Source organism: Streptomyces atratus, from assembly GCF_900119365.1.
Taxonomy (GTDB): domain Bacteria; phylum Actinomycetota; class Actinomycetes; order Streptomycetales; family Streptomycetaceae; genus Streptomyces; species Streptomyces atratus_B.
Window position 1 is genome coordinate 137,201 of sequence record NZ_FPJO01000012.1, and the last position, 23,067, is coordinate 160,267.

Consider the following 23,067-nt stretch of genomic DNA (forward strand, 5'->3'; position numbering starts at 1 on the left):
AGGTGGTCCCTTGGGGTCTTTAGTTGCCGGAGAACGCGGTGTACTCGTCGGCGGAGAGCAGGTCCTCCGGCTCCTGCGCGACGCGTACCTTGAACAGCCAGCCGCCTTCGAAGGGAGCGGAGTTCACCAGCGACGGGTCGTCCACGACGTCCTGGTTCGCCTCGGTGACCTCGCCGGTCACCGGGGAGTACAGGTCGCTCACCGACTTGGTCGACTCCAGCTCGCCACAGGTCTCGCCCGCGGTGACCGTGTCACCGACCTCGGGGAGCTGGGCGTAGACGACATCGCCGAGCGCGTTGGCCGCGTACTCGGTGATGCCGATCGTGGCCACACCGTCCTCGACGGCCGACAGCCACTCGTGCTCCTTGCTGTACCGCAGCTGCTGGGGGTTGCTCATGACCTGAATTCTCCTGTATGCGGGGAGTGCTGATGAACGGTGGTCTTACGGTGTGAGACGCGAATGCGTCACTTCTTCGGGAGCGCCGACGTCACTTCTGGCGCTTGTAGAACGGCAGTGCCACGACCTCGTACGGCTCGTGGCTGCCCCGGATGTCCACTCCGACGCCCTCGGCACCGGGCGTGGCGTGCGCGGCGTCCACGTACGCCATGGCGATCGGCTTGCCCAGGGTGGGCGACGGGGCGCCGGAGGTGACCTCGCCGATGACCTGGCCGCCGGCGACGACGGAGAATCCGGCGCGCGGCACCCGGCGGCCCTCGGCGACCAGCCCGACCAGCTTGCGCGGCGGCGCGGTCTCGGCGCGCTCGGCGGCGGCTTCGAGGGCCTTGCGGCCGACGAAGTCGCCCTCCTTCTCGAACTTCACGACCCGGCCGAGACCGGCGTCGAACGGGGTCAGCGCCGTGGTCAGCTCGTGCCCGTACAGCGGCATGCCCGCCTCCAGGCGCAGCGTGTCGCGGCAGGAGAGCCCGCACGGGATCAGGCCGCGGGAGGCGCCCGCCTCGGTCAGTGCCTTCCAGAGCTGCTCGGCGTGCTCGGGAGCGACGAACAGCTCGAAGCCGTCCTCGCCGGTGTAGCCGGTACGGGCGATCAGCGCGGGGACACCGGCGACGGTGCCGGGCAGACCGGCGTAGTACTTCAGGCCGTCCAGGTCGGCATCGGTGACGGCGGCCAGGATCGCGGGGGACTCGGGGCCCTGGACGGCGAGCAGCGCGTACGCGTCACGGTCGTCGCGCACCTCGGCGTCGAAGCCCTCGGCCCGCGCCGTCAGCGCGTCCAGCACGATCTGGGCGTTGCCCGCGTTGGCGACCACCATGTACTCGGTCTCGCCCAGCCGGTAGACGATCAGGTCGTCCAGGATGCCGCCGTTCTCGGCGCAGATCATCGTGTAGCGGGCGCGGCCCACGGCGACCGTGCCGATGTTGCCGACCAGCGCGAAGTTCAGGAAGGCCGCGGCCGCGGGGCCGGTGACGGTGATCTCGCCCATGTGCGACAGGTCGAAGAGACCGGCCCGGGTGCGCACCGCGTTGTGCTCGTCGCGCTCGCTGGCGTACCGCAGGGGCATGTCCCAGCCCGCGAAGTCGGTCATGGTCGCGCCCAGCGAACGGTGCAGGGCATCGAGGGCGGTGAGGCGGGGGGCGGTGCTCATGGATATGACTCCCGGGGCATGACGACGAGGACGATCCCTCCCCATCTGTCATCGGAACCTGAGAGGTTCGCCGAGAGCCCCGGAAGGGTTCGGCTTGCACCTTGGGTGGAGCCGCGAAGCGGCCCGCTTTTCAGATCTGCCTCATCCACGCGGTACGGGGCCTGAGAGATTCAAGGGAGGAACTTGCTCCTTCGGCGCCCGGCACATGCGGTGACCGGAACTCTCCCGCGCGGATTCGAACGGCCTGTATGCAGTTGGCCGGGTCATCATCGCACGCATCGCGCCGGAGTGGGGCCCCGGTCCCCCTCGGAAATCAGCGGCGCGGACAGTTGTGCCGCATTACCTTTTCTTTACACTTCAGGGGCATACGTGGGGTGATCCGACAGGGGGAGGGCGATGACGTTGCAGAGGTACGCGACGACCGCGGGGGTCGCGCACGGCGCGATGCCCGCACAACCGGGGGCCCCGGAGCGGGCGGCGTCCGGCGCGCACGCGCCCGTGGTGCGGGATCTGCGGGAGCGGTCCGGGCGCAGCCCGAGCGGCCTGCGTTTCGCCCCGGGCGACGTGGTGGTGGTCTCCGGGCTGCCCGGCAGCGGAAAGTCGACGCTCATCCGGCGGGCGGTGACGACGGCGCACGCCGTCGACTCCCAGGACACCCGTGACCGCTGGGCGCGGATCATGCCCCGCTTACTCCCGTACGCCCTCTACCGCCCGCTCGTGCGCGCCGCCCACTACTGGGGGCTGTGGCGGGTGCTGCGCTCCGGGGAGTCCGCCGTCGTCCACGACTGCGGGACACAGTCGTGGGTACGCGGCTGGCTGGCCCGTGACGCCCGGCGCCGGGGCCGGGTCCTGCATCTCGTCCTGCTCGACGTCACGCCGCAGACCGCCAGGGAGGGCCAGCGCGAGCGCGGACGCGGCGTATCGGGATACGCCTTCGCCCGGCACCGCAGGGCGGTGGGCAAGCTGCTGAAGGCGACCGAGGCGGGCCTGCTGCCGCCCGGGTGCGCCTCGGCGGTGCTGCTGGACCGGGAGTCGGCGGGAAGGATCGGCCGGATCACCTTCGCGGACCGGCGGCCCGGGGCCGGGCGTTAATCTTCTGCCGGAAAGCGTGGGCGAGAAGGGGAAGCAGTGGACATCCCGGCACAGGTCCAGTCCCATCCGCAGGGCGGATGGCCGGCCAACGAGCTCGAAGAGGTGCTGATGGCCTCGGTGGGCGTCCCGGAGGCGGGCGGACGGCTCGTCGAGGTGCTCGGACGCAGCCAGGTCTGGGTGCCCCTGCCCAACGGCGGCGGACCCGACTCGGCGGACCTGGACCTGCCGACGCTGGAGATCGAGGGCGCCGCGTACGTCCCCGTGTTCAGCTCCGAGCAGCAGTTCCTCGCCTGCGTCGGCACCCAGATGTCCTTCACCGTCGCGCCCGCCCGCGACTTCGCCCGCGGCCTGCCCCCGCAGCTCGGCATCGCCGTGAACCCCGGAGGCGCGGTCGGGATGCCGCTGCCGCCCCCCGCCGTGGCCGAACTCTGCCGGGCCGGACGCACCCCGCTGGACGGCCCGGCCGGCGGCGGCCGGGTCCGGCTGTACGAACCGGACTGGAAGGAGGAGCCCGTCGACTTCCTCGCCGCGGCGGCCGGTGAATTCGAGGAGAGCGGTGTCGTGCTCTCCGCCCGGCGGGCGCTGGCCAGCATCGAGGGCGGCGACCCCGTTCTCTTCGTCGGCGTCGAGTTCTCCACCTGGGAGGGCGCGGGGCGCAATGCCCCGATGGACGCCCTCGGGCGCGCTCTGGGACGGGTCGAGGTGCCCTGGCCGGTCAATCTCGTCCTGCTCGATGTGGCACAGGACCCGGTCGGCGACTGGATGCGGGAGAAGATCCAGCCGTTCTACCAGCGGGCGGGCCAGTAGCCCCGGGCGCGGCGGGCACCGGTGTGGAACACCGCTTCGACCCATGGCGTCAAGTCGGTGTCAGGACCGGCGCATAAGCTGGTTTCATGGCTGGTGCCTCGGCATCATGCCGCACCCGTGTGCCCGGGAGCGGCCGGCCGACACAGTGGATCGAAGAGGGGCGGGACCAGGTGAGTGCGTCAGGCACCGCGGCGGCCGGGCAGGTCGAGCACATGCTGCGCCAGGTGACGCCCGGGCGCTACGACGCGTACGAGGCGCTGCTGAAGGCCCTCGCGAACGGCCGGATCTGGATGCTCCTCTGGCACGGCCAGGCGGGCTCGCCCGACGCCCAGTACGGGAACATGGAGGTCGACGGCCTCGGCTACGCCCCCTGTGTGACCTCCGCCCAGGAGCTCTCGGCCAGCGGCTGGAACCGCGCCCATGAGCTGGTCGGCGGCCTGGACATCGCCCGCGCCCTCTTCCCCGACCGCTGGGGGATCTGGCTCAACCCGCACGCCCCGGGCGGCGGCGTCGGCATCCCCTGGCTGGATCTGCGCCGGATCGCCACCGGCCTCGACCGGATGCCCGCAGGCCCGCTCCGGCTCACCGAGCCGGCCATCGAGATCTCGCAGTTCTACGCCCTGCTCGCGCAGAACGCCCACCACACCCCCGCGATCCGCTCGCTGCGCCGCGCCTGGGTGCAGCCCGCGCTCGGGGTCCCCTACCTCGCCATCGGTCTCGACCTCTACGACACGAGCCCGCCCTCGGTGGACGCGGCGCGCGCGATGATGCAGCAGTCGATCTCCGCCGTCCCGGACGGGCTGCCCGTATCCACCGTCGCGATGTCCGACGAGTACGACCCGGTCGCGATGTGGCTGCGCGCCAACGCCCGCCCGTTCTACGACCGCGAGGCGCACGCCCCGGCGGCCCCCGCCGCGGGCTACGGCTACCCGCCGCAGGGCGCGTACTGACCCTTCCGGGCCGCCCGGCCCCCCTGGTCCGGAATGCGCGTTTACGTGCCGGATTCCCGTAACGCGACTGTAAGACACCAACTCCCCGAATGTGCACGCATGTTCATCCGCCGGTCGTCTCGACCGGCCGTCCATGTCCGAGATCTCCTGGCTGGGTACATCTGGTGGCGAAAGCGTCGCGAATCTGCGCGCCTGCCCCCCTTCCGCCTCAACTGACCTGTGTTCGGGGGGCGTTCACATCCGTCCGGATAACGGAACACCCAGGGCCGCATCACGGTTAGGCATCCATTCGTCTGTCGGTCTGGCTACCTGTAGTGACGGCAATGAAGACTCCCGCAGCAAGGGCGTCTTGCCGCCTCTGCGTACGACTGACTGATCGCGCCGCCACAGCGGCCAGTTCGGCCCGGCCACCGCCGGTTGAGAGGGGTCCTTGCCACGATGACGGCACCACTGCACGAGCCGACCACGGAAGCGGATCCGGTCGCGGCCGACGGTCCCGCAGTCGACTCCGGGGTGAAGAAGGTCGAGGGACGGTCTCTCAAGCAGATCGCCTGGAACCGCCTGAAGCAGGACAGAGTCGCTCTGACGGGTGGCATCGTTGTCCTCGTCCTGGTCGTGGTGGCGGTCTTCGCGCCCCTCATCGTCGGACTGCTGGGACACCCGCCCAACGAGTTCCACCAGGACATGCTCGACCCGCTGACCAATCTCCCCACGGGCGACCTCGGCGGTGTGAGCGGCGACTACCTCTTCGGCGTCGAGCCCAACAAGGGGCGCGACATCTTCAGCCGGATCGTCTACGGCGCCCGGATCTCGCTGCTCGTGGCGTTCCTGGCGGCCCTGGTCGCCGTCGCCCTCGGCACCCTCTTCGGGATCGTCGCCGGCTACTTCGGCGGCTGGGTGGACGCGCTGATCAGCCGGATCATGGACGTGCTGCTCTCCTTCCCGCAGCTCCTCTTCATCATCTCCCTGGTCTCGGTCCTCCCCGACGATCTGCTCGGACTGACCGGCAGCGGCGTGCGCATCGCCGTACTCGTCGCCGTCATCGGCTTCTTCGGCTGGCCGTACGTGGGACGCATCGTCCGCGGGCAGACGCTCTCGCTGCGCGAGCGCGAGTACGTGGAGGCCGCGCGCAGCCTGGGCGGCGGACGGACGTACATCCTCTTCCGCGAGCTGCTGCCCAACCTGGTGGCGCCGATCACCGTCTACGCGACGCTCATGATCCCCACCAACATCCTCACCGAAGCGGCCCTGAGCTTCCTCGGTGCCGGTGTCCGGCCGCCCACCGCCTCCTGGGGCGGGATGCTGCGGGACGCGCTGGAAACGTACGAGCACGACCCGATGTTCATGGTCTTCCCCGGCGTGACGATCTTCATCACCGTGCTGGCCTTCAACCTCTTCGGGGACGGGCTGCGCGATGCCCTGGACCCCAAGGGGACCCGATAGCCCACGACTTGCCCCTGCCGCATCGTCAGGTGGCTTTTCCCATGGTTCTCCGGCAAGCAACGGCCTGGGACCGCGATCTCGGAGGTTACGAGAAAATGTCCACAGTTACCTCGAAACGACGGCTCACCGCTGGTGCGGCCCTCGTGGTCGCGGCGCTGATGACCACCACGGCGTGCGGCGGCGGCGGCGAAGGCGAAGGCGGCGGCAAGTCGAAGGGCGCGGGCTTCAACGCTGCGTTCAACAAGGTCGCCAACCCGTCCACCAAAAAGGGTGGAACGCTGAAGATGGTCGGCAAGCAGGACCTCGACTCCGCCGACCCCCAGCGTTCCTACTACGGCATGGCCTGGGACTTCATGCGCTTCTACACCCGCCAGCTGGTCACGTACGACACCAAGCCGGGTGTGGCCTCCACCAAGCTGGTCGGCGACCTGGCCACCGGCCCGGGTGAGATCACGGACGGCGGCAAGACCTACACGTACAAGCTGCGTGATGGTCTGACCTGGGAGGACGGCTCGAAGCTGACCTCCAAGGACGTCAAGTACGGCATCGAGCGCATCTGGGCGACGGACACCATCACCGGTGGCCCGCAGTACCTGAAGCAGACGCTGGATCCCAAGGGCGAGTACAAGGGCCCCTACAAGGACAAGTCCGCGGACAAGCTCGGCCTCAAGGCGATCGAGACGCCCGACGACAACACCATCGTCTTCAAGCTGCCCAAGCCCAACGGTGACTTCGAGCAGTTCCTCGCCATGCCGTCCGGCTCGCCCGTGAAGGCGGACAAGGACACCGGCGCGAAGTACACCCAGCGCCCGTTCTCCTCCGGCCCGTACAAGTTCGAGACGTACAAGCCGGGCAAGAGCATCGTGCTCGTCCGCAACGACAAGTGGCAGAAGGCCACCGACCCGCTGCGCGCCGCGCTCCCGGACAAGGTCACGGTGACGATCTCCGCCAACCTGGAGGAGAACGACAAGAAGCTGATGGAGGGCGACTACGACGTCGACCTCAACGGCACCGGCATGACCCAGTCCGGCCGCGTCACCGCCGTCCAGGACCACAAGGACAGCGTCGACAACATGCAGACGTCCTTCGTCCGCTACGTCGCGCTCGTCCACACCGCCAAGCCGCTGGACGACGTCCACTGCCGCAAGGCCGTCTTCTACGCCACGGACTTCGCCGGTCTCCAGCAGACCCGCGGTGGCGAGATCGCCGGTGGCGCGATCGCCAACAGCACCCTGCCGGTCTCCATCAAGGGTCACAGCGACTACGACCCGTACGGCGTCCTCGCCCGCAAGGGCAAGCCGGACCTCGCCAAGGCCAAGGACGAGCTGAAGCAGTGCGGTCACCCGACCGGCTTCTCCACCAAGCTCACCGCCCGTAACAACAACCCGGGCGAGGTCGACGCCGCCGAGGCGCTCCAGGAGCAGCTCGGCAAGGTCGGCATCAAGATCGAGGTCGACCCGCTCGACGGCGCCGAGGCGTCCAGCATCACCGGCTCGCCGTCCGTCGTGAAGAAGCGCGGCTACGGCATGACGATGAGCGGCTGGGGCCCCGACTTCCCGTCCGGCCAGGGCTTCGGCCAGCCGCTGTGGGACAGCCGGTTCCTCGCGGACACCGGTAACTACAACGAGTCCCAGATCAAGGACCCGCAGATCGACAAGCTCTTCGACGACGCGATCGCGGAGACCGACCCGGTCAAGGCCGGCGAGATCTACAAGCAGGTCGACAAGCGGATCCTCGACCAGGCCGACTGGATGCCCTTCATCTACGAGAAGAACATCACCTGGCGCGGCAGCCGTCTGACGAACGCCTACATGTCCGACGCCTACAACGGCCGTTACGACTACGTCTCGCTCGGCGTCGTCAAGTAGTCGATGTAGTCAACAGCATTTGCAGTCAACCCGGTTGACTGTTCCACCGCCGCCGAAACCCGCCAGTCCGAAGGGCAGGTGAGGGCCGGGGCGATGGCCGGGAGCCCCCACAAGGGGTTCCCGGCCACCGCCGGGCCGCACACAGTGCTTGCTTATCTCATCCGGCGCCTGTTCGCCGTAGTCATCATGGTGCTCGTCGTACTGCTCGCGACGTTCACCATCTTCTTCATGCTGCCCAAGTGGGCGGGTCAGGACGTCGCAGTCCTCTTCGCCGGCAAGGCCACGGGTGTCGAGCAGCTCCAGGGCATCCGGATCAAACTGGGTCTCGACGACCCCCTCCTCGTCCAGTTCTGGGACTTCGTCAAGGGCATCCCGATGGGGCGCGACTACGCGAACGGTGACGACGTCACCCACTGCGCCGCTCCCTGCTTCGGCTATTCCTTCCGCACGGAGGTCCCGGTCTGGACCACCCTCAAGGACGCGCTGCCCGTCACCGGCGCGCTCGCCGCGGGCGCCTGCGTCCTGTGGCTCCTCGGCGGCGTCGCCACCGGTGTGGTCTCCGCGCTCCGGCGCGGCAGCATCTGGGACCGTGCCGCGATGACCACCGCGCTCGCCGGTGTCTCGCTGCCGATCTTCTTCACCGGCATGGTCGCCATGGGCCTGTTCGTGCACAACTTCGGCTGGGTGCACATCGCCGACAACCTCTCCACGGACGACGGCATCGGCACCTGGTTCCAGACCCTGATCCTGCCGTGGATCGTGCTCGCCTTCCTGAACGCGGCGATGTACGCCCGCCTCACCAGGGCCACCATGCTCGAAGTGCTCGGCGAGGACTACATCCGTACCGCCCGTTCCAAGGGGCTGGGCGAGGGCACCGTCATCACCCGGCACGCCCTGCGTTCCGCGATGACGCCGATCCTCACCGTCTTCGGCCTCGACATCGGCGTGCTCCTCGGTGGTGCCGTCCTCACCGAGTCCACGTTCAACCTGCCCGGTCTCGGGCTCGCCGCGGTCCAGGCGATCAGCAACAAGGACCTGCCGGTGATTCTCGGCGTCACCCTGTTCGCGGCTCTCGCGATCGCCGTCGCCAACCTCGTCGTCGACATCATGTACGCCGTCATCGACCCGCGAGTGAGGCTGGGATGACCGAACTGCACAAGAGCGGTGCCGCGCTGGGAGAACCCTCCCCGGCCGGCTCGCCCGCTCCCACCGCCTTCCTCGAAGTGCGCGACCTCAGGGTGCACTTCCCGACCGACGACGGCCTGGTCAAGTCCGTCGACGGGCTCAACTTCCAGCTGGAGAAGGGCAAGACCCTCGGCATCGTCGGCGAGTCCGGCTCCGGCAAGTCGGTCACCTCGCTGGGCATCATGGGCCTGCACACCGCCGGCCAGTACGGCAAGCGCAAGGCCCAGGTCTCCGGCGAGATCTGGCTGGACGGCAAGGAGCTGCTCTCCGCCGATCCCGACGAGGTGCGCAAGCTGCGCGGCCGCGACATGGCCATGATCTTCCAGGACCCGCTGTCCGCGCTGCACCCGTACTACACGATCGGCAAGCAGATCGTGGAGGCGTACCGGGTCCATCACAGCGTCGACAAGAAGACCGCCCGCAAGCGGGCCGTCGAGATGCTCGACCGGGTCGGCATCCCGCAGCCCGACAAACGCGTCGACAGCTACCCGCACGAGTTCTCCGGCGGCATGCGCCAGCGCGCGATGATCGCCATGTCGCTGGTCAACAACCCCGAGCTGCTGATCGCCGACGAGCCGACGACCGCGCTGGACGTCACGGTCCAGGCGCAGATCCTCGACCTGATCCGGGACCTGCAGAAGGAATTCGGCTCCGCGGTCATCATCATCACCCACGACCTGGGCGTCGTGGCCGAGCTCGCCGACGACATCCTGGTGATGTACGGCGGTCGCTGCGTGGAGCGCGGACCGGCCGAGAAGGTGTTCTACGAGCCCCGGCACCCCTACACCTGGGGCCTGCTGGGTTCGATGCCGCGCCTCGACCGTGACCAGACCGACCGGCTCATCCCGGTCAAGGGTTCCCCGCCGTCGCTCATCAACATCCCCTCGGGCTGCGCCTTCAACCCGCGCTGCCCGTACGCGGACGTGCCCAAGGACGACGTCACCCGCACCGTACGGCCCGAGCTCCAGGAGGTCGGCAGCCGGCACTGGGCGGCCTGCCACATGTCGCCGGAGCAGCGGGAGCGTATCTGGACCGAAGAGATTGCGCCCAAGCTGTGAGCGAGGACAAGGCCGTGACGAGCGAGGACAAGGGCGTGGACGTTCCGGCGCAGAGGTCTGCCGGGCACGGCGCGCCGGCCGGTGACACCGCCTCCCGCGAGGTGCTGCTCAAGGTGACCGGGCTGCAGAAGCACTTCCCCATCAAGAAGGGGCTGCTGCAGCGCAACGCCGGTGCCGTGAAGGCCGTCGACGGGATCGACTTCGAGGTGCGCTCGGGGGAGACCCTGGGCGTCGTCGGCGAGTCCGGCTGCGGGAAGTCGACGATGGGCCGGCTGATCACCCGGCTGCTCGAACCCACCGCGGGGAAGATCGAGTTCGAGGGCAAGGACATCACGCACCTCGGCGTGGGCGGCATGCGCCCGATGCGCCGGGACATGCAGATGATCTTCCAGGACCCGTACTCCTCGCTGAACCCGCGGCACACGATCGGCACGATCGTGGGCGCCCCCTTCAAGCTCCAGGGCGTCACGCCCGACGGCGGCGTGAAGAAGGAGGTGCAGCGGCTGCTGGAGGTCGTGGGCCTGAACCCCGAGCACTACAACCGCTATCCGCACGAGTTCTCCGGCGGTCAACGCCAGCGCATCGGGATCGCCCGCGCCCTGGCGCTCAACCCGAAGCTGGTCGTGGCGGACGAGCCGGTGTCGGCGCTGGACGTCTCGATCCAGGCGCAGGTGGTGAACCTGCTCGACGACCTCCAGAGCGAGCTCGGCCTGACGTACGTGATCATCGCCCATGACCTCTCGGTCGTCCGGCACGTCTCGGACCGGATCGCGGTGATGTACCTCGGCAAGATCGTGGAGCTGGCCGACCGCGAGTCGCTCTACAAGGCGCCGATGCACCCGTACACCAAGGCGCTGCTCTCGGCGGTCCCGATCCCGGACCCGAAGCGCCGTTCGGCCAAGAGCGAGCGGATCCTGCTCAAGGGCGACGTGCCTTCGCCGATCTCACCGCCAAGCGGCTGCCGCTTCCACACCCGGTGCTGGAAGGCGACGGAGGTCTGCAAGACGCAGGAGCCGCCGCTGGCCGCGCTGAAGACCGGGCACCAGGTGGCCTGCCACCACCCGGAGAACGCACCGGACCAGGTGCCGGGCGAGACGGTGACGGCGGCGGCGCGCGAGGCGATCGAGATCGTCGAGGTGCGCAAGCCCTCGGCGGACGAGCCCGAGGCCGCCGAGCCCGCGGCGGACGGCACCGCCTCGACCGATACGCCGGAGGACAATCCGAAGGAGTAGTACCGGCACAATTGCCCGGTGCTCAACGAACTGTTCACGCCCTCCGTCCAGCATGCGCTCGACATCGTCGGAATCTTCGTCTTCGCGATCTCCGGCGCTCTGCTCGCCGTACGCAAGAACTTCGATGTCTTCGGCATCGCGGTGCTCGCCGAGGTGACCGCGCTGGGCGGAGGGCTGTTCCGTGACATCGTGATCGGGGCGGTCCCGCCCGCGGCGTTCACGGATCTCGGCTACTTCACCACCCCGCTCCTCGCCGCCGTCCTGGTGTTCTTCCTGCATCCGCACGTCGAGCGGATCCAGGTGGGCGTCAATGTCTTCGACGCGGCGGGCCTCGGGCTGTTCTGCGTCACGGGCACGGTCAAGGCGTACGACTACGGCCTGGGCCTCACCGCGTCGGCGGCCCTGGGGCTCGCCACCGCGGTCGGCGGCGGTGTGCTGCGCGACGTACTGGCCAACGAGGTGCCCTCGCTGCTGCGCTGGGACCGCGACCTGTACGCGGTCCCCGCCATCGTCGGCGCCACGACGACCGTCCTGTGCATCCGCTTCGGGGCGCTCAACGCGTTCACCAGCGGCACCGCAGTGATCGCCGCCTTCGCGCTGCGGCTGCTGTCGATGCGCTACCACTGGCGGGCCCCGCGCGCCTACAACCGGAAGTCCGCGACGGCCGAGGAGAGCTCGGCGACCACCTGAGGCGGGGCTGCGGCCCCGTGAGGCAGGAGCTGCGGCCCCAGCGATCCGGCGCTGTGATCCCCGCCAAAAAGCTACCGCTCAGTAATACGATCGGTGTACGGTGCATCGCATGGCACAGGCAACAGAGCAGGCAGCAGAGCGGGCGGCGCAGGCCGGACCGGCGACCATCGGGAACAGCGAGTTCGACCGCGACACCGCCGTCACCCTTCGCGAAGAGGGCGTCTACGACGCCGAGCTCTCCGCCGGCTGGACGATCATCAACGCGGTCAACGGCGGCTACCTGCTGGCCATGCTCGGCCGCGCGCTCGGCGAGGCCCTGCCGCACCCGGACCCCTTCTCCGTCTCCGCGCACTACCTCACCGCGTCCGTCCCCGGCCCCGCAGTGATCCGGACCCAGACCGTCCGCACCGGCCGCACGCTCTCCACCGGCCAGGCTTCCCTCTTCCAGTACGCGGAGGACGGCACCGAGGTCGAACGCATCCGGGTCATCGCCACCTACGGCGACCTGGACGGCCTCTCCGACGAGGTCCGCACCTCGGCGAAGCCGCCGGCCTTCCCGCCGCTGGAGCACTGCCTCGGCCCGAGCGACGGCCCGGCCCCGATCCCCGGCAGCTCCGCGATCACCGGGCGGCTCGACATCAAGCTCGACCCGGCGACGATCGGCTGGGCCATCGGGCAGCCGTCCGGCAAGGGCGAGATGCGCGGCTGGTTCGGCCTCGCGGACGGCCGCGACGCCGACCCGCTCTCGCTGCTGCTCACCGTCGACGCGCTGCCGCCCACCTCGTTCGAGCTGGGTCTCAAGGGCTGGACGCCGACCATCGAGCTCACCACTCACATCCGCTGCCGCCCGGCCCCCGGACCGCTGCGTGTCTCCATCACCACCCGCAACCTCGCGGGCGGATTCCTGGAGGAGGACGCGGACGTCTGGGACAGCGCGGACCGGCTGGTGGCCCAGTCCCGCCAGCTGGCGCGCGCACCGCGCTCCTGACGGCCGGCGGAGGCAGGGGGAGGGGCAGGAGCGGAGGCCGCGGCGGGGGAAGCCGGTGAGGTGAAATCCGACCGGCTGCTCTCGATCCTCCTGCTGCTCCAGACCCGCGGCCCGGTGCCCGCCACCGAGCTCGCCGAGCGCCTCGAAGTCTCCGTGCGCACCATCCACCGGGACATCGAGGCGCTCTCCGCCTCCGGCGTCCCGGTCTACGCCGAGCGGGGGCGGCACGGCGGCATCGCGCTGCTGCCGATGTCACCGGGCTCACCGCCGGCGAGGCGCGCGCCCTCTTCGTCCTCGCCGCCGAGGGCGCCCATGCCGCGCTCGGCCTCGACGCGGCGCTCGGGTCGGCGCTGCGCAAGGTGATGGCCGCCCTGCCCGAACCGCACCGGCCCGCCGCCGAACTGACCAGCAGACGGATCCTGGTCGACCCGGTGCGCTGGATGAGCGGCCCGCAGCCGGCCGTCGACGTGTCCGAACTCCACGAGGCCGTCTTCGCCGACCGGCGATTGCGGCTGAGCTACCGCCACAGCGGTACGAGTACCCCGCGCACCTGCACCGTCGAGTACGGCCTCGTCGTGAAGGCGGGCGTCTGGTACCTGGTGGCGGACCGGGACGGAGTGCCCCGGCTCTTCAGGGCCGACCGGGTGCGGCGCGCCACCCTCATGGACGAAGCGGTCGTGCGCCGGCCCGGGGTGGAGCCGGCCGCCGATAGAGTCCGCCCAGCATCAGCAGGTCCTCCTCGCTCCAGCCCCGGGACTCCGGCTCCTCGGCGAGCGCCGCAGCCACCTCCTCGGCGAACCGCCGCAGTTGGGCCGCTATGGCCTCGCGGACCGGGCCGACGCCGCCGTGCTGTTCATGGGCGATGAAGCGGAAGTGGGCGGGCTGCTCGCAGACGTGACGCAAGGTCAGTTCGACGCTGCGGTCCAGGCGTTCCTAGCTGTCACCGGTCTCGGCGAGCGTCGCGCCGATCACTCCGTGCAGGCTGCCCAGCGCCTCCTCGACGAGCGCCACGCCGAGCGCGCCCTCGTCCGGTCCACCTCCCGCCGCGGCCGCGCCCTGCTCGGGTTCGCGCTCGGCATCGCCGACCTCGTGGTCCTCGCCTTCCTCGTCGCCGGAAACGGCGTCGTCGCCTGGAACTTCGGCGGCTGAACCGGGCGGAGCGGACCTCGCCGCCGCGGTGCTCGGGTCCCGGGACACCATGTGCCCGCCGTACGCCCCGCCTCGGGCTCGCGGAAACCGTGGTGTCCTCTGATCGCTCGACAGGACCGCCCGCATCCTGTTCGATCATGGATGGCACAGCGGGCGTCCGTCTGGGGTGGGCTGCGGCGAGGGAGAGGGTGCGTGCTGGAGATAGCGGGGATCGGGGCAGCGGAGGAGCGGATCTACCGCCACCTGGTGGAGGTACGAGGTGCGGGCGTGGACGAGATCGTCCAACGGCTCCACATCCGGGAACGCGAGGCGGCGTCGCTTCTGTCCTCCCTGCATGACAAAGGCCTGGTCGGGCGGCTGCCGGGCGACGGCGGCATGCGGTACGTACCCGTCCCGCCGGACGTGGCGCTGCAGCCTCTGCTGGCGCGCGGCCAAGAAGCGCTGGAGTGGGCGCGGCGTGGAGTGGAGCAGCTGGCCGAGGAGTACCGGGCGGGCGGCCGGCGCCATGACGCCGGGCAACTGGTCGAGGTGATCACTGGGGCCGGCGCCATCCGTCAGCAGCTGCGCCAACTCGCCTACGGGGCCCGCAGTGACCTGCGGTGGTTCTGCAAGGCCGATCCCGTGGCGCTGCGCGCCCAGGACAACGACGAGGAGTTCGAGCTGCTCGCCCAGGGCATCCGCTACGAGGCGATCTACGAACGGGCCTGCCTGGAGCAGCCCGGCATGGTCGACAACGTCGCCCAGGGCATCCGCGCCGGTGAAGTGGCCCGTGCCACCAGCGCACTCCCCGTGCGCATGGTCATCGTCGACAGCTCTGTCGCCGTCTGCCCGCTGATGCCGGGCAGCACGACCGGCGCCCGCGGCGAGCCGACCGCCGCGATCATCCGCAGCAGCACTCTCCTGGACGCCCTCGTCGCCCTGTTCGACATCCAGTGGGCGGCGGGGACCCCACTGCACGTCACGGAGGCGGGCGAGCTGGCCGACTTCGCCGACGGCATGGGACCGGGCGGCAGTCTCGCCGACGACGAGCGCTATCTGCTCTCCCTGGTCGTCGCGGGCGTGACGGACAAGGCGATCGCCACCCAGCTGCGTGTCAGCCACCGCACGGTGCAGCGCCGGATCACCGCGCTGATGCAGCGGGCGGGCGCGACGACGCGTACGCAGCTGGTGTGGCAGGCGGCGCGGCGCGACTGGCTGTCTTAGGACGCACGGAAGCCGCGACCGGGGCCGGTCGCGGCTTCCGGATCTCGCGTACTACCTCAGCGCGTACGCCCGCTCGATCTCCTGCGTCACCTCGTTGCCCGCGTCGTCCCAGGCGCGGACCCGCAGCGTGACGTACCCGCTGGTGCGGGCAGTCGAGGGGTGGGTGACCCGGACGCGGTAGGCGCCGTCGCCCCGGGCGGAAGCCCTCGCCGCCCGCCAGTGCCCGCCGTCGTCGTACGAGACGGACACCTCCATGCCCTTCACGGAACGGCCCGTCAGACCGTCCTGGTGACGGGCGCTCACTCCGAAGGCGAAGGACCCGGAGTCAGGGGCGGAGCCCTGGAGGTCGGTGGCCACGTCGTAGTCGAGCTGGAGGAGGGGAATCAGGGACTCCTTGCCCTCGGCCGGGCGAGGGGCCGTGAACGACCAGCGGGTGCTGGTGGCCCGCGAGAGGGTGCCCTCGGGGCTGGTGCGCTTCACGTCCAGGTCCAACTGGTAACGGCCGTTGTCCCCGCCCGCGGGGAAGGTGCCCCACGCCCGGGGGCCTTCGGCGAGGATCTCGCCGTCGCGACGCAGTACGGCGCGGGTCTCGTCGGGGTAGGGGGTGTCGGCGCCCTTGCGGGGCAGGGCGTAGCCGTAGTGGCCGGAGGCGGTGTCGGTGAACTCGGGGATCCCTATGGTCAGCTGGTCGCCCTTGCGGTGGGCGAGCCCTTCGACACCTCGGGGGATCGCCGGGCGCACCACGGGGGCGTACCAGCTCTCCGTGGCGTGCTCACCGGGCCGGTAGGTGCGCAGGGGGCCGAACATGCCGGTCCCCACTGCCTGGATCGCCCAGGTGTTGCGGGGGTTGACCCAGTGCAGCCACCGGGTGTCGGCGGGACCGCTCAGGTACTCCGTCCGCGCCTGCCCGGTGCGGACGTACCGGGACCGAATGGAGAGGTACACGTCCTCCCCCTCCCACGGACGCCAGGACGGCCGGTCCTCCGCGACGTAGCGCGCCCCGCCCGTGTCCGGGTAGCGCGAGACCACGGTGGCCGTGTTCTTCGGCCCGACTTTGTGGACCACGTGCTCGGGGACGCGCTGTTGGGCGACCTGCACGACGTCGTAGAGGTAGGGGCTTTCCGGGGTCCCCTTCAACTCCAGCACGGCGCCCGGCGCGCGCAGCCGCTGCGCGGTGGCGTGGGAGGCGTACAGCCCGATCGCGGGCAGTCGCTGGCTCACCGGCTGCCAGGTCGCGGCCGCGTACCTGTTGCCGCCGGCGGTGGTGACGGCGGCCGCGGCTCCGGCTCGGGCGGCCGAGGTCACCGCCTCGTCGTACTCCACCCCCTCCAGTTCCACGAGCACCGCCGTTCCGCGGACGTCCGTGCCCCGTGCGCGCAGCGCCGCGTAGTCCTCGGGGCGTCCGTGACCGGCGTCCACCACCCGCAGGCGCCGCACGCCGTCCACGGCGGGGGAGTTGTGGAGCAGACGGACGGGGACACCGGCCGCGGCGGTGGCGGAGATTGCGCGTGCGCGGAGCATCGGTGCGGTCAGCTGCCAGCGGGAGGTGAACTCGAAGGTTCCCTCGGTGAACTCCTCGGTGGGCGTGACGTAGAGGAGCTGTCCGCCGCTGTGTCCGCTGCCGAAGAAGCTGGCGAACTCCCGGTCGCCGGTTTTCCAGTGGGTGGAGAAGACCATCGGGCCCCGCTGCTCGGCCGGCTTGGGGGTCCGGATCTCCACGGGGACCGCCTTGCGTGCGTCGAGCACCAGCTCCGTGGCGCCGCCCACCCGCAGGTGGGGGTTGACCACCAGGCTGTTGGTGACGTTGTCCTCCGTCGACTGCGTGATGACGCCGTGCAGGTAGTACATGCCCTCGGGCACGTCCACCGTCAGGCTCTGCCCCGCCGGCACCTCCTGGACGACATCGAAGCGGCCCGTGGGACCCAGCAGGATCAGCGGGAAGACGGTCGCCGGCTGCCCGGCGCGGTCGATGCCGCGCACGGTGACCTTGTGCGTGACCGGGTCCTTCACCGCGGAGAGGACGGTGTGCGTGACGGCCTGTCCGTCGGCCGAGGTGGCGGTGAGGCGGCCGCTGTAGACGCCCTCCGGCAGCGCGGGCGCGTCGAGGGTCACGGTCACGTCGGTGGTGCCGTGGGCGTCCACGGTGACCTGCGCGGGGGCGCCTATGGTGCCTGCCGGGGCCGGGGAGCCGTAGAGCTTGTCGAAGGTGGTGTCCAGCGTGAGCGAGACGGGCGCGTCGCCGTCGTTGGTGTAGGTGACGCTCACCTGCCGCGGGCCCGCGTCCGGTGCCAGGGCGCCGAAGGTGGTGGTGCCGGTGGCGCGCACCTGCTGGCGCACCGAGCGGGCCACGTCCACCCGGCCGGTGCCCTGCTCGTAGACCGTCTGGTCGGAGGCGGTACGCGTCGTGCTCATCAACGCGTCCTTGAGCTGCTGGGCGCTCCAGTCGGGGTGGCGCCCGGCCAGGATCGCTGCCGCGCCCGCCACGTGCGGGGTCGCCATGGACGTACCCGACGCGGCGGTGTAGGCCACGTCCACCGGGTTGCCCATGGACGTGCCGGCCGCGCGGGCGGCGACGATGCCGACGCCGGGGGCGGTGAGGTCGGGCTTGACGCCGTTGTCCCCGACGCGCGGGCCGCGGCTGGAGAAGGGGGCCAGCTTGTCGTCGCGGTCGACGGCGCCCACGGTCAGTGCGCTCGCCGCGGCGCCCGGGGAGCCTACTGAGTAGTCGGAGCCCGTGTTGCCCGCCGCGACGACGAAGAGGGTGCCGGTCTCCTCGCTGAGGCCGTTGAGGACGAGGCTGAGTACGTCCGTGCCGTCGGTGGGCTGGCCGCCCAGGCTCATGCTGACGATGTCGGCGCCCGAGTGGGCGGCCCAGTCCATGCCGCCCATGATGGCGGAGTACGAGCCGGAGCCGCCGTCGTCGAGCACCTTGCCTATCAGCAGCCGTGCCCCCGGTGCCACGCCCTTGCGCGAGCCGCCCGAGGCGGTGCCGCTGCCGGCGATGGTGGAGGCGACATGGGTGCCGTGGCCGTGGCCGTCGTTCGCGGTGGGCTCGTCGGTGAAGTTGCGTGCTTCGCCGAGTTTCCCGGCCAGGTCGGGGTGGGTGGCGTCGACGCCGGTGTCCAGGACGGCGACGGTCGCGCCGTTTCCGTCGTAGCCGGCCTTCCACGCCTCGGGCGCACCGATCTGCGCGGTGCTGCGATCGAGGGAGGCGTGGACCTTCGCGTCCAGCCACAGCTTCTCGACGCCGCCCTCGAAGGCCGCGTTCTTGAAAGCAGAGTTCTTGGAAGAAGAGTTCTTGGAAGCGTTCTTCGCGCCGCCCTCGGCGCTGCTCTTGGCGAGCGCGTCGTCGTCGATGGCCTTCCAGAAGCGCCCGGCCTGCTTCTTGTCCGCCTTCAGTGCCGAGCCGCGCAGGCTCTTGATGACCAGGCCCTTGCGCGAACCGGTGGGCGCTCCCTTGGACGTGGGGTTCGTGCCGCCGGTGTAGCGGGCGATCAGCGGGATGGCGGAGGTGTGGGCGTCGTCGTACCCCTGCTTGACCAGGGAGGTGATGTTGAACAGCTGCCGGTCCAGTTTGCCGGAGGCGATGTACGGGAGCGCGGCGCGGGGCAGCACGTACAGCTGCTTGTCGATCTCCAGCTGGGTGAAGTCGGCCTGCGAAGCGCCCGAGGCCGGCTCGACGGAGACGGCCTTCCGGCCGCCGGGGAAGGTCTCCAGCCGCACCCGGTCACCGGTCACGAGCGTGACGGAGCTGACCTGGGGACGGCCGGCGGAGTTCGCGCCGATGGAGGCGGGCGCCGGGGCGGCGCTCGCGCCGGAGGAGGTGGGGGCCAAGGTGGCGATGAGGACTCCTGCCGCCAGTACGGCGGCAGAGCGATACCGTCTGTGCATCGGAACCTTTCCAGGAGGCAAGGAGATGGACACGCGGTGCGGCTCAAGACTGGGGCCCCACTGATCGGCCGCACCAGCCTTTTCCCTGCCGTGCTTGCGACATGTCGCCAAAACGACACGGTGTGCTCCACCGCGCGTACCAGCGGAATCACCGGGGCCGAGCGGCCCCTCCTCGTCACCGGCAACGGCCTCGTCGCCCGGAACTTCGCCGGCTGAACCGGGCGCGGAGCCCGACGCCCTTTCCCGCCCGGACGGGCCCGGGGACGGGGCGAGGAAGACCGCACCCGGCCGTGCGCGGGTGCCGGGGCACCATGCGCCCGCCGTACGCCCCGCCCCGGGCTCGTAGAATCGAGCCCACCATGGCTTACCTCGACCACGCCGCGACCACGCCGATGCTTCCGGAAGCGATCGAGGCGATGACCGCCCAGCTCGCCGTCACCGGCAACGCGTCCTCACTGCACGCCGCCGGGCGCCGGGCCCGCCGTACCGTCGAGGAGTCGAGAGAGACCCTCGCCGATGCGCTCGGCGCACGCCCCAGCGAGGTGGTCTTCACCTCCGGCGGCACCGAGGCCGACAACCTCGCCGTGAAGGGCCTGTACTGGGCCCGCCGCGACGCCGCCCCCCGCCGCACCCGGGTGCTGGCCAGCCCCGTCGAGCACCACGCGGTGCTGGACGCCGTCGACTGGCTCGCCGAACACGAGGGCGCGAACGTCGAATACCTCCCCGTCGACCGGCACGGACGCGTCCACCCGGACGCCCTGCGCGAGGCGATCCTCCGCGACCCCGGCGATGTCGCGATGGTCACCGTGATGTGGGCCAACAACGAGATCGGCACCATCATGCCGGTACGCGAACTGGCCGACGTGGCCCGTGAGTTCGATGTGCCGATGCATGCGGACGCGGTGCAGGCCTTCGGGCAGCTGGAGGTCGACTTCGCCCGGTCCGGGCTGGCCGCGATGACGGTCAGCGCACACAAGATCGGCGGTCCGTTCGGCATCGGCGCGCTGCTGCTCGGCCGCGAATACACCCCCGTACCCGTGCTCCACGGCGGCGGCCAGGAGCGGCACGTCCGCTCGGGCACCCTCGATGTGCCCGCCATCGCCTCCTTCGCCCTCGCGGGGCGGCTGGCCGCCGACGGACGCGAGGAGTTCGCCCGCGAGATCGGCGGACTCCGCGACGAACTGGTCGCGGCCGTGCGGGCGGCCGTGCCCGATGCCGTCCTCGGCGGCGACCCGGCCCCCGGCGGCCGGCTCCCCGCCAACGCCCACTTCACCTTCCCCGGCTGCGAGGGCGACTCCCTGCTCCTGCTGCTGGACGCCCAGGGCATCGAATGCTCCACCGGCTCCGCCTGCACCGCCGGGATCGCCCAGCCCAGCCACGTACTGCTGGCCACCGGCACCGACCCGGACCTGGCCCGCGGCACCCTGCGCTTCTCGCTCGGCCACACGTCCACCCGGCAGGACATCGACGAGGTCGCCCGCGCGATCGGACCGGCGGTGGAGCGGGCGCGCACTGCGGGACTCAGCTGACTCCGGCCGATCCGGGCCCGTCCGGCGGCCGGCCGGGCCCCGCGGTCACCCCGTGTGCCGGGCGGTCACCGCTTGTCCGCCGCCCGCACCAGCTTCAGATACCGGTCCCAGTCCCAGTGCTTGCCCGGATCGGTGTGGTCCGTGCCCGGCACCTCCACGTGCCCGACGATGTGCTCCCGGTCCGCCGGTATCCCGTACCGCCCGCAGATCGCCGCTGTGAGCCGCGCAGAGGCCCCGTACATCGCCGCCGTGAAGTCCTGCGGCCGGTCCACGAAGCCCTCGTGCTCTATGCCGACGCTGCGCTCGTTGTACGACCTGTTCCCCGCGTGGAACGCCACATCCAGCTCACGGATCATCTGCGTCACATGGCCGTCCTTGCGCACCACGTAGTGCGCCGCCGCTCCGTGTCCCGGGTCCTGGAAGACCTTCACCGCACTCTGATAGCTGCCCTGGGTGACGTGGATGACGACCCGGTCGATCGTGTAGTCGTCGGGGCGGTCGGCCCGCCGCCAGTTCGCCGAGGACGCCGCTATCCACTGGGCCCGCGCGAAATCCACCTCGCCGGGCTTGCGGGGCTTCTCCACCCCTGGCAGCCGCCACCAGGCATGCTCCAGCTGCTCGCGTGCCAGCAGGGCCGTGCCCGCGGCCGTGACCGCGGCGCCGATCAGCAGCCCGCGCCGGCTGATGCCGTGCCCGGACTTCGCGCCCCCGGAGCTCTTGGCGCCCGATGTCCCCTTGGTCCCCATGTGATCCACAACGCATATCCGAGAGCGTTCGGTTCCCGGCGCCCCGTACCCTGGTGGAGCTATGACTGAGACTTCCCAGCGCCCCCTCCGTGTGCTCGCCGCCATGTCGGGCGGTGTCGACTCCGCCGTCGCCGCGGCCCGCGCCGCCGAGGCGGGCCACGACGTGACCGGTGTGCACCTCGCCCTCTCCGCCAACCCGCAGTCCTTCCGTACCGGAGCGCGCGGCTGTTGCACGATCGAGGACTCCCGCGACGCCCGCCGGGCCGCGGACGTCATCGGCATCCCGTTCTACGTCTGGGACCTGGCGGAACGCTTCCGCGAGGACGTCGTGGACGATTTCATCGCCGAGTACGAGGCGGGCCGCACGCCCAACCCCTGCCTGCGCTGCAACGAGAAGATCAAGTTCGCCGCGCTCCTGGACAAGGCCCTCGCGCTGGGCTTCGACGCGGTCTGTACCGGCCACTACGCCACCGTCGTCCTCGACGAGGACGGCAGCCGCGAGCTGCACCGCGCCTCCGACATGGCCAAGGACCAGTCGTACGTCCTCGGCGTCCTGGACGAGAAGCAGCTCGCCCACGCGATGTTCCCGCTCGGCGACACCCTCACCACCAAGGACGAGATCCGCGCCGAGGCCGAGCGCCGGGGCCTCGCGGTCGCCAAGAAGCCCGACAGCCACGACATCTGCTTCATCGCCGACGGCGACACCCAGGGCTTCCTGGCGAGCCGGCTCGGCGGCAAGGCGGAGGGCGACATCCTCGACGAGTCGGGCACGAAGGTCGGCACCCACGAGGGTGCCTTCGGCTTCACCATCGGCCAGCGCAAGGGCCTGCGCATCGGCCACCCCGCCCCCGACGGCAAGCCGCGCTACGTCCTGGACATCTCCCCGGTGAACAACACGGTGACGGTCGGCCCGGTCGAAGCCCTCGACGTCACCGCCCTCACCGCCATCAAGCCCCGCTGGTGCGGCACGGCCCCGACCGCCCCCGGCACCTACACCGCCCAGCTCCGCGCCCACGGCGGCGAGACCGAGGTCACGGCCGAACTCGTCGACGGCACCCTGAACGTCACCTTCACCGAGCCGGTAAGGGGCGTGGCCCCCGGCCAGGCGGTCGTCCTGTACGACGGCACCCGCGTGGTCGGCTCGGCGACGATCGCCACGACGGTACGGCGGGAGAGGGCGGCGGCAACACCCGGCTGACCGACCCTGGCCCGTCCCGGCCCAGGCTGACCCGCCGGGGCAGACACTGCCAAGGTGGGCGTCAGCTGGTCTGAGGAAGCCGAGTGGCTGCACGCCCACCCGCACGGCGAGTATGAGACGTGTTTCGACGGGGAGGCGGCGGCGCCCGGCGTCGGAGGGCAGCGAGTTCGTGTTCGAGAGCGATGGCTTCACAGGCCGACGCGACGACTGGTAGCGATCACACGGCCCGACGCGCTGCTCGTATCCACGGGAGCCACGCTTAACGCTCCCGCCTGTCCGCGCTGCACCGCTGGTTCCAGGACAACCTGTGGCTGGTGACGCCCGACAGGGACACCGTGCACCGCACTAAACGGACCGAGAACCTCATCGAGCTGAGCCCGAAGCCGACTAACGTCAACACTTCATGTACTTGCTCGACGTCACCAGCATGGACA

18 protein-coding genes, 2 pseudogenes and 1 riboswitch are annotated in these 23,067 nt (G+C 70.7%); of the genes and pseudogenes, 15 read left to right on the plus strand and 5 right to left on the minus strand.

The genetic code is table 11. From position 1 onward, the window contains the following. Positions 1–19: 19 nt before the first annotated feature. Both gcvH and gcvT read right to left on the minus strand, forming a co-directional pair. Entirely contained in the window at positions 20–397 is a 378-nt protein-coding gene (gene gcvH / locus BT364_RS21385; protein ID WP_072486821.1) for a glycine cleavage system protein GcvH, read from the minus strand. Positions 398–488: 91 nt separating this feature from the next. Then, positions 489–1,604, minus strand: a complete 1,116-nt coding sequence (gene gcvT, locus BT364_RS21390) for a glycine cleavage system aminomethyltransferase GcvT (protein ID WP_072486822.1) — start codon at positions 1,602–1,604, stop codon at positions 489–491. A gap of 140 nt (positions 1,605–1,744) precedes the next feature. Further along, a riboswitch (glycine riboswitch) is annotated at positions 1,745–1,842 on the minus strand. 158 nt (positions 1,843–2,000) lie between these two features. Between gcvT and BT364_RS21395 the strand changes: the two genes are divergently transcribed. The 11 genes and pseudogenes from BT364_RS21395 to BT364_RS21445 form a co-directional block, all read left to right on the plus strand. Beyond that, positions 2,001–2,696, plus strand: a complete 696-nt coding sequence (locus BT364_RS21395) for an AAA family ATPase (protein ID WP_072486823.1) — start codon at positions 2,001–2,003, stop codon at positions 2,694–2,696. A gap of 36 nt (positions 2,697–2,732) precedes the next feature. Further along, on the plus strand, positions 2,733–3,503 hold the full coding sequence (locus tag BT364_RS21400) for an enhanced serine sensitivity protein SseB (RefSeq protein WP_072486824.1): 771 nt from the start codon (positions 2,733–2,735) through the stop codon (positions 3,501–3,503). 170 nt (positions 3,504–3,673) lie between these two features. Next, a complete protein-coding gene (locus BT364_RS21405) occupies positions 3,674–4,453 on the plus strand; it encodes an enhanced serine sensitivity protein SseB C-terminal domain-containing protein (RefSeq protein WP_072486879.1) in 780 nt (259 codons plus the stop codon). Between the two features lie 438 nt (positions 4,454–4,891). Further along, positions 4,892–5,896 (plus strand): ABC transporter permease, encoded by a 1,005-nt coding sequence (locus BT364_RS21410; protein WP_072486825.1) that lies wholly within the window; start codon positions 4,892–4,894, stop codon positions 5,894–5,896. Positions 5,897–5,991: 95 nt separating this feature from the next. After that, complete coding sequence (locus BT364_RS21415) at positions 5,992–7,764, plus strand: ABC transporter substrate-binding protein (protein WP_072486826.1); 1,773 nt, start codon at positions 5,992–5,994, stop codon at positions 7,762–7,764. Positions 7,765–7,908: 144 nt separating this feature from the next. Then, positions 7,909–8,910: an ABC transporter permease gene (locus tag BT364_RS21420; protein WP_072486881.1), complete on the plus strand. Its 1,002-nt coding sequence runs from the start codon at positions 7,909–7,911 to the stop codon at positions 8,908–8,910. Beyond that, positions 8,907–10,007 (plus strand): ABC transporter ATP-binding protein, encoded by a 1,101-nt coding sequence (locus BT364_RS21425; protein ID WP_072486827.1) that lies wholly within the window; start codon positions 8,907–8,909, stop codon positions 10,005–10,007. The genes BT364_RS21420 and BT364_RS21425 overlap by 4 nt, the downstream gene beginning before the upstream one ends. Further along, the gene (locus tag BT364_RS21430) at positions 10,004–11,239 is read left to right on the plus strand and encodes an ABC transporter ATP-binding protein (RefSeq protein WP_107408277.1); all 1,236 of its coding nucleotides are present in this window, start codon (positions 10,004–10,006) and stop codon (positions 11,237–11,239) included. Before BT364_RS21425 ends, BT364_RS21430 begins: the two co-directional genes overlap by 4 nt. 18 nt (positions 11,240–11,257) lie before the next feature. After that, positions 11,258–11,929 (plus strand): trimeric intracellular cation channel family protein, encoded by a 672-nt coding sequence (locus BT364_RS21435; RefSeq protein WP_072486828.1) that lies wholly within the window; start codon positions 11,258–11,260, stop codon positions 11,927–11,929. Between the two features lie 109 nt (positions 11,930–12,038). Further along, on the plus strand, positions 12,039–12,917 hold the full coding sequence (locus BT364_RS21440; protein WP_072486829.1) for a thioesterase family protein: 879 nt from the start codon (positions 12,039–12,041) through the stop codon (positions 12,915–12,917). 60 nt (positions 12,918–12,977) lie between these two features. Beyond that, positions 12,978–13,621, plus strand: a pseudogene (locus BT364_RS21445) (helix-turn-helix transcriptional regulator); the annotation flags it as partial. 4 nt (positions 13,622–13,625) lie between these two features. Here the strand turns inward: BT364_RS21445 and BT364_RS43140 are convergent. Beyond that, a pseudogene (locus tag BT364_RS43140) lies at positions 13,626–13,946 on the minus strand (TetR family transcriptional regulator); the annotation flags it as partial. A 312-nt stretch (positions 13,947–14,258) separates the two neighbouring features. On the opposite strand from BT364_RS43140, the gene BT364_RS21455 reads away from it, so the two are divergent. Further along, positions 14,259–15,269, plus strand: coding sequence for a helix-turn-helix transcriptional regulator (locus BT364_RS21455; protein WP_079179569.1), 1,011 nt, complete (start codon positions 14,259–14,261; stop codon positions 15,267–15,269). Between the two features lie 51 nt (positions 15,270–15,320). On the opposite strand, the gene BT364_RS21460 is transcribed toward BT364_RS21455, so the two are convergent. After that, entirely contained in the window at positions 15,321–19,160 is a 3,840-nt protein-coding gene (locus tag BT364_RS21460; protein ID WP_072486831.1) for a S8 family serine peptidase, read from the minus strand. A gap of 36 nt (positions 19,161–19,196) precedes the next feature. On the opposite strand from BT364_RS21460, the gene BT364_RS41640 reads away from it, so the two are divergent. Both BT364_RS41640 and BT364_RS21465 read left to right on the plus strand, forming a co-directional pair. Beyond that, a complete protein-coding gene (locus tag BT364_RS41640; RefSeq protein ID WP_177328185.1) occupies positions 19,197–19,376 on the plus strand; it encodes a hypothetical protein in 180 nt (59 codons plus the stop codon). Between the two features lie 143 nt (positions 19,377–19,519). After that, entirely contained in the window at positions 19,520–20,689 is a 1,170-nt protein-coding gene (locus BT364_RS21465; RefSeq protein ID WP_072486832.1) for a cysteine desulfurase family protein, read from the plus strand. A gap of 65 nt (positions 20,690–20,754) precedes the next feature. Here BT364_RS21465 and BT364_RS21470 read toward each other — a convergent pair whose 3' ends face one another. Further along, positions 20,755–21,435: an N-acetylmuramoyl-L-alanine amidase gene (locus BT364_RS21470; protein WP_072486833.1), complete on the minus strand. Its 681-nt coding sequence runs from the start codon at positions 21,433–21,435 to the stop codon at positions 20,755–20,757. 61 nt (positions 21,436–21,496) lie between these two features. On the opposite strand from BT364_RS21470, the gene mnmA reads away from it, so the two are divergent. After that, positions 21,497–22,633, plus strand: a complete 1,137-nt coding sequence (gene mnmA, locus BT364_RS21475) for a tRNA 2-thiouridine(34) synthase MnmA (protein WP_072486834.1) — start codon at positions 21,497–21,499, stop codon at positions 22,631–22,633. Positions 22,634–23,067: the final 434 nt, after the last annotated feature.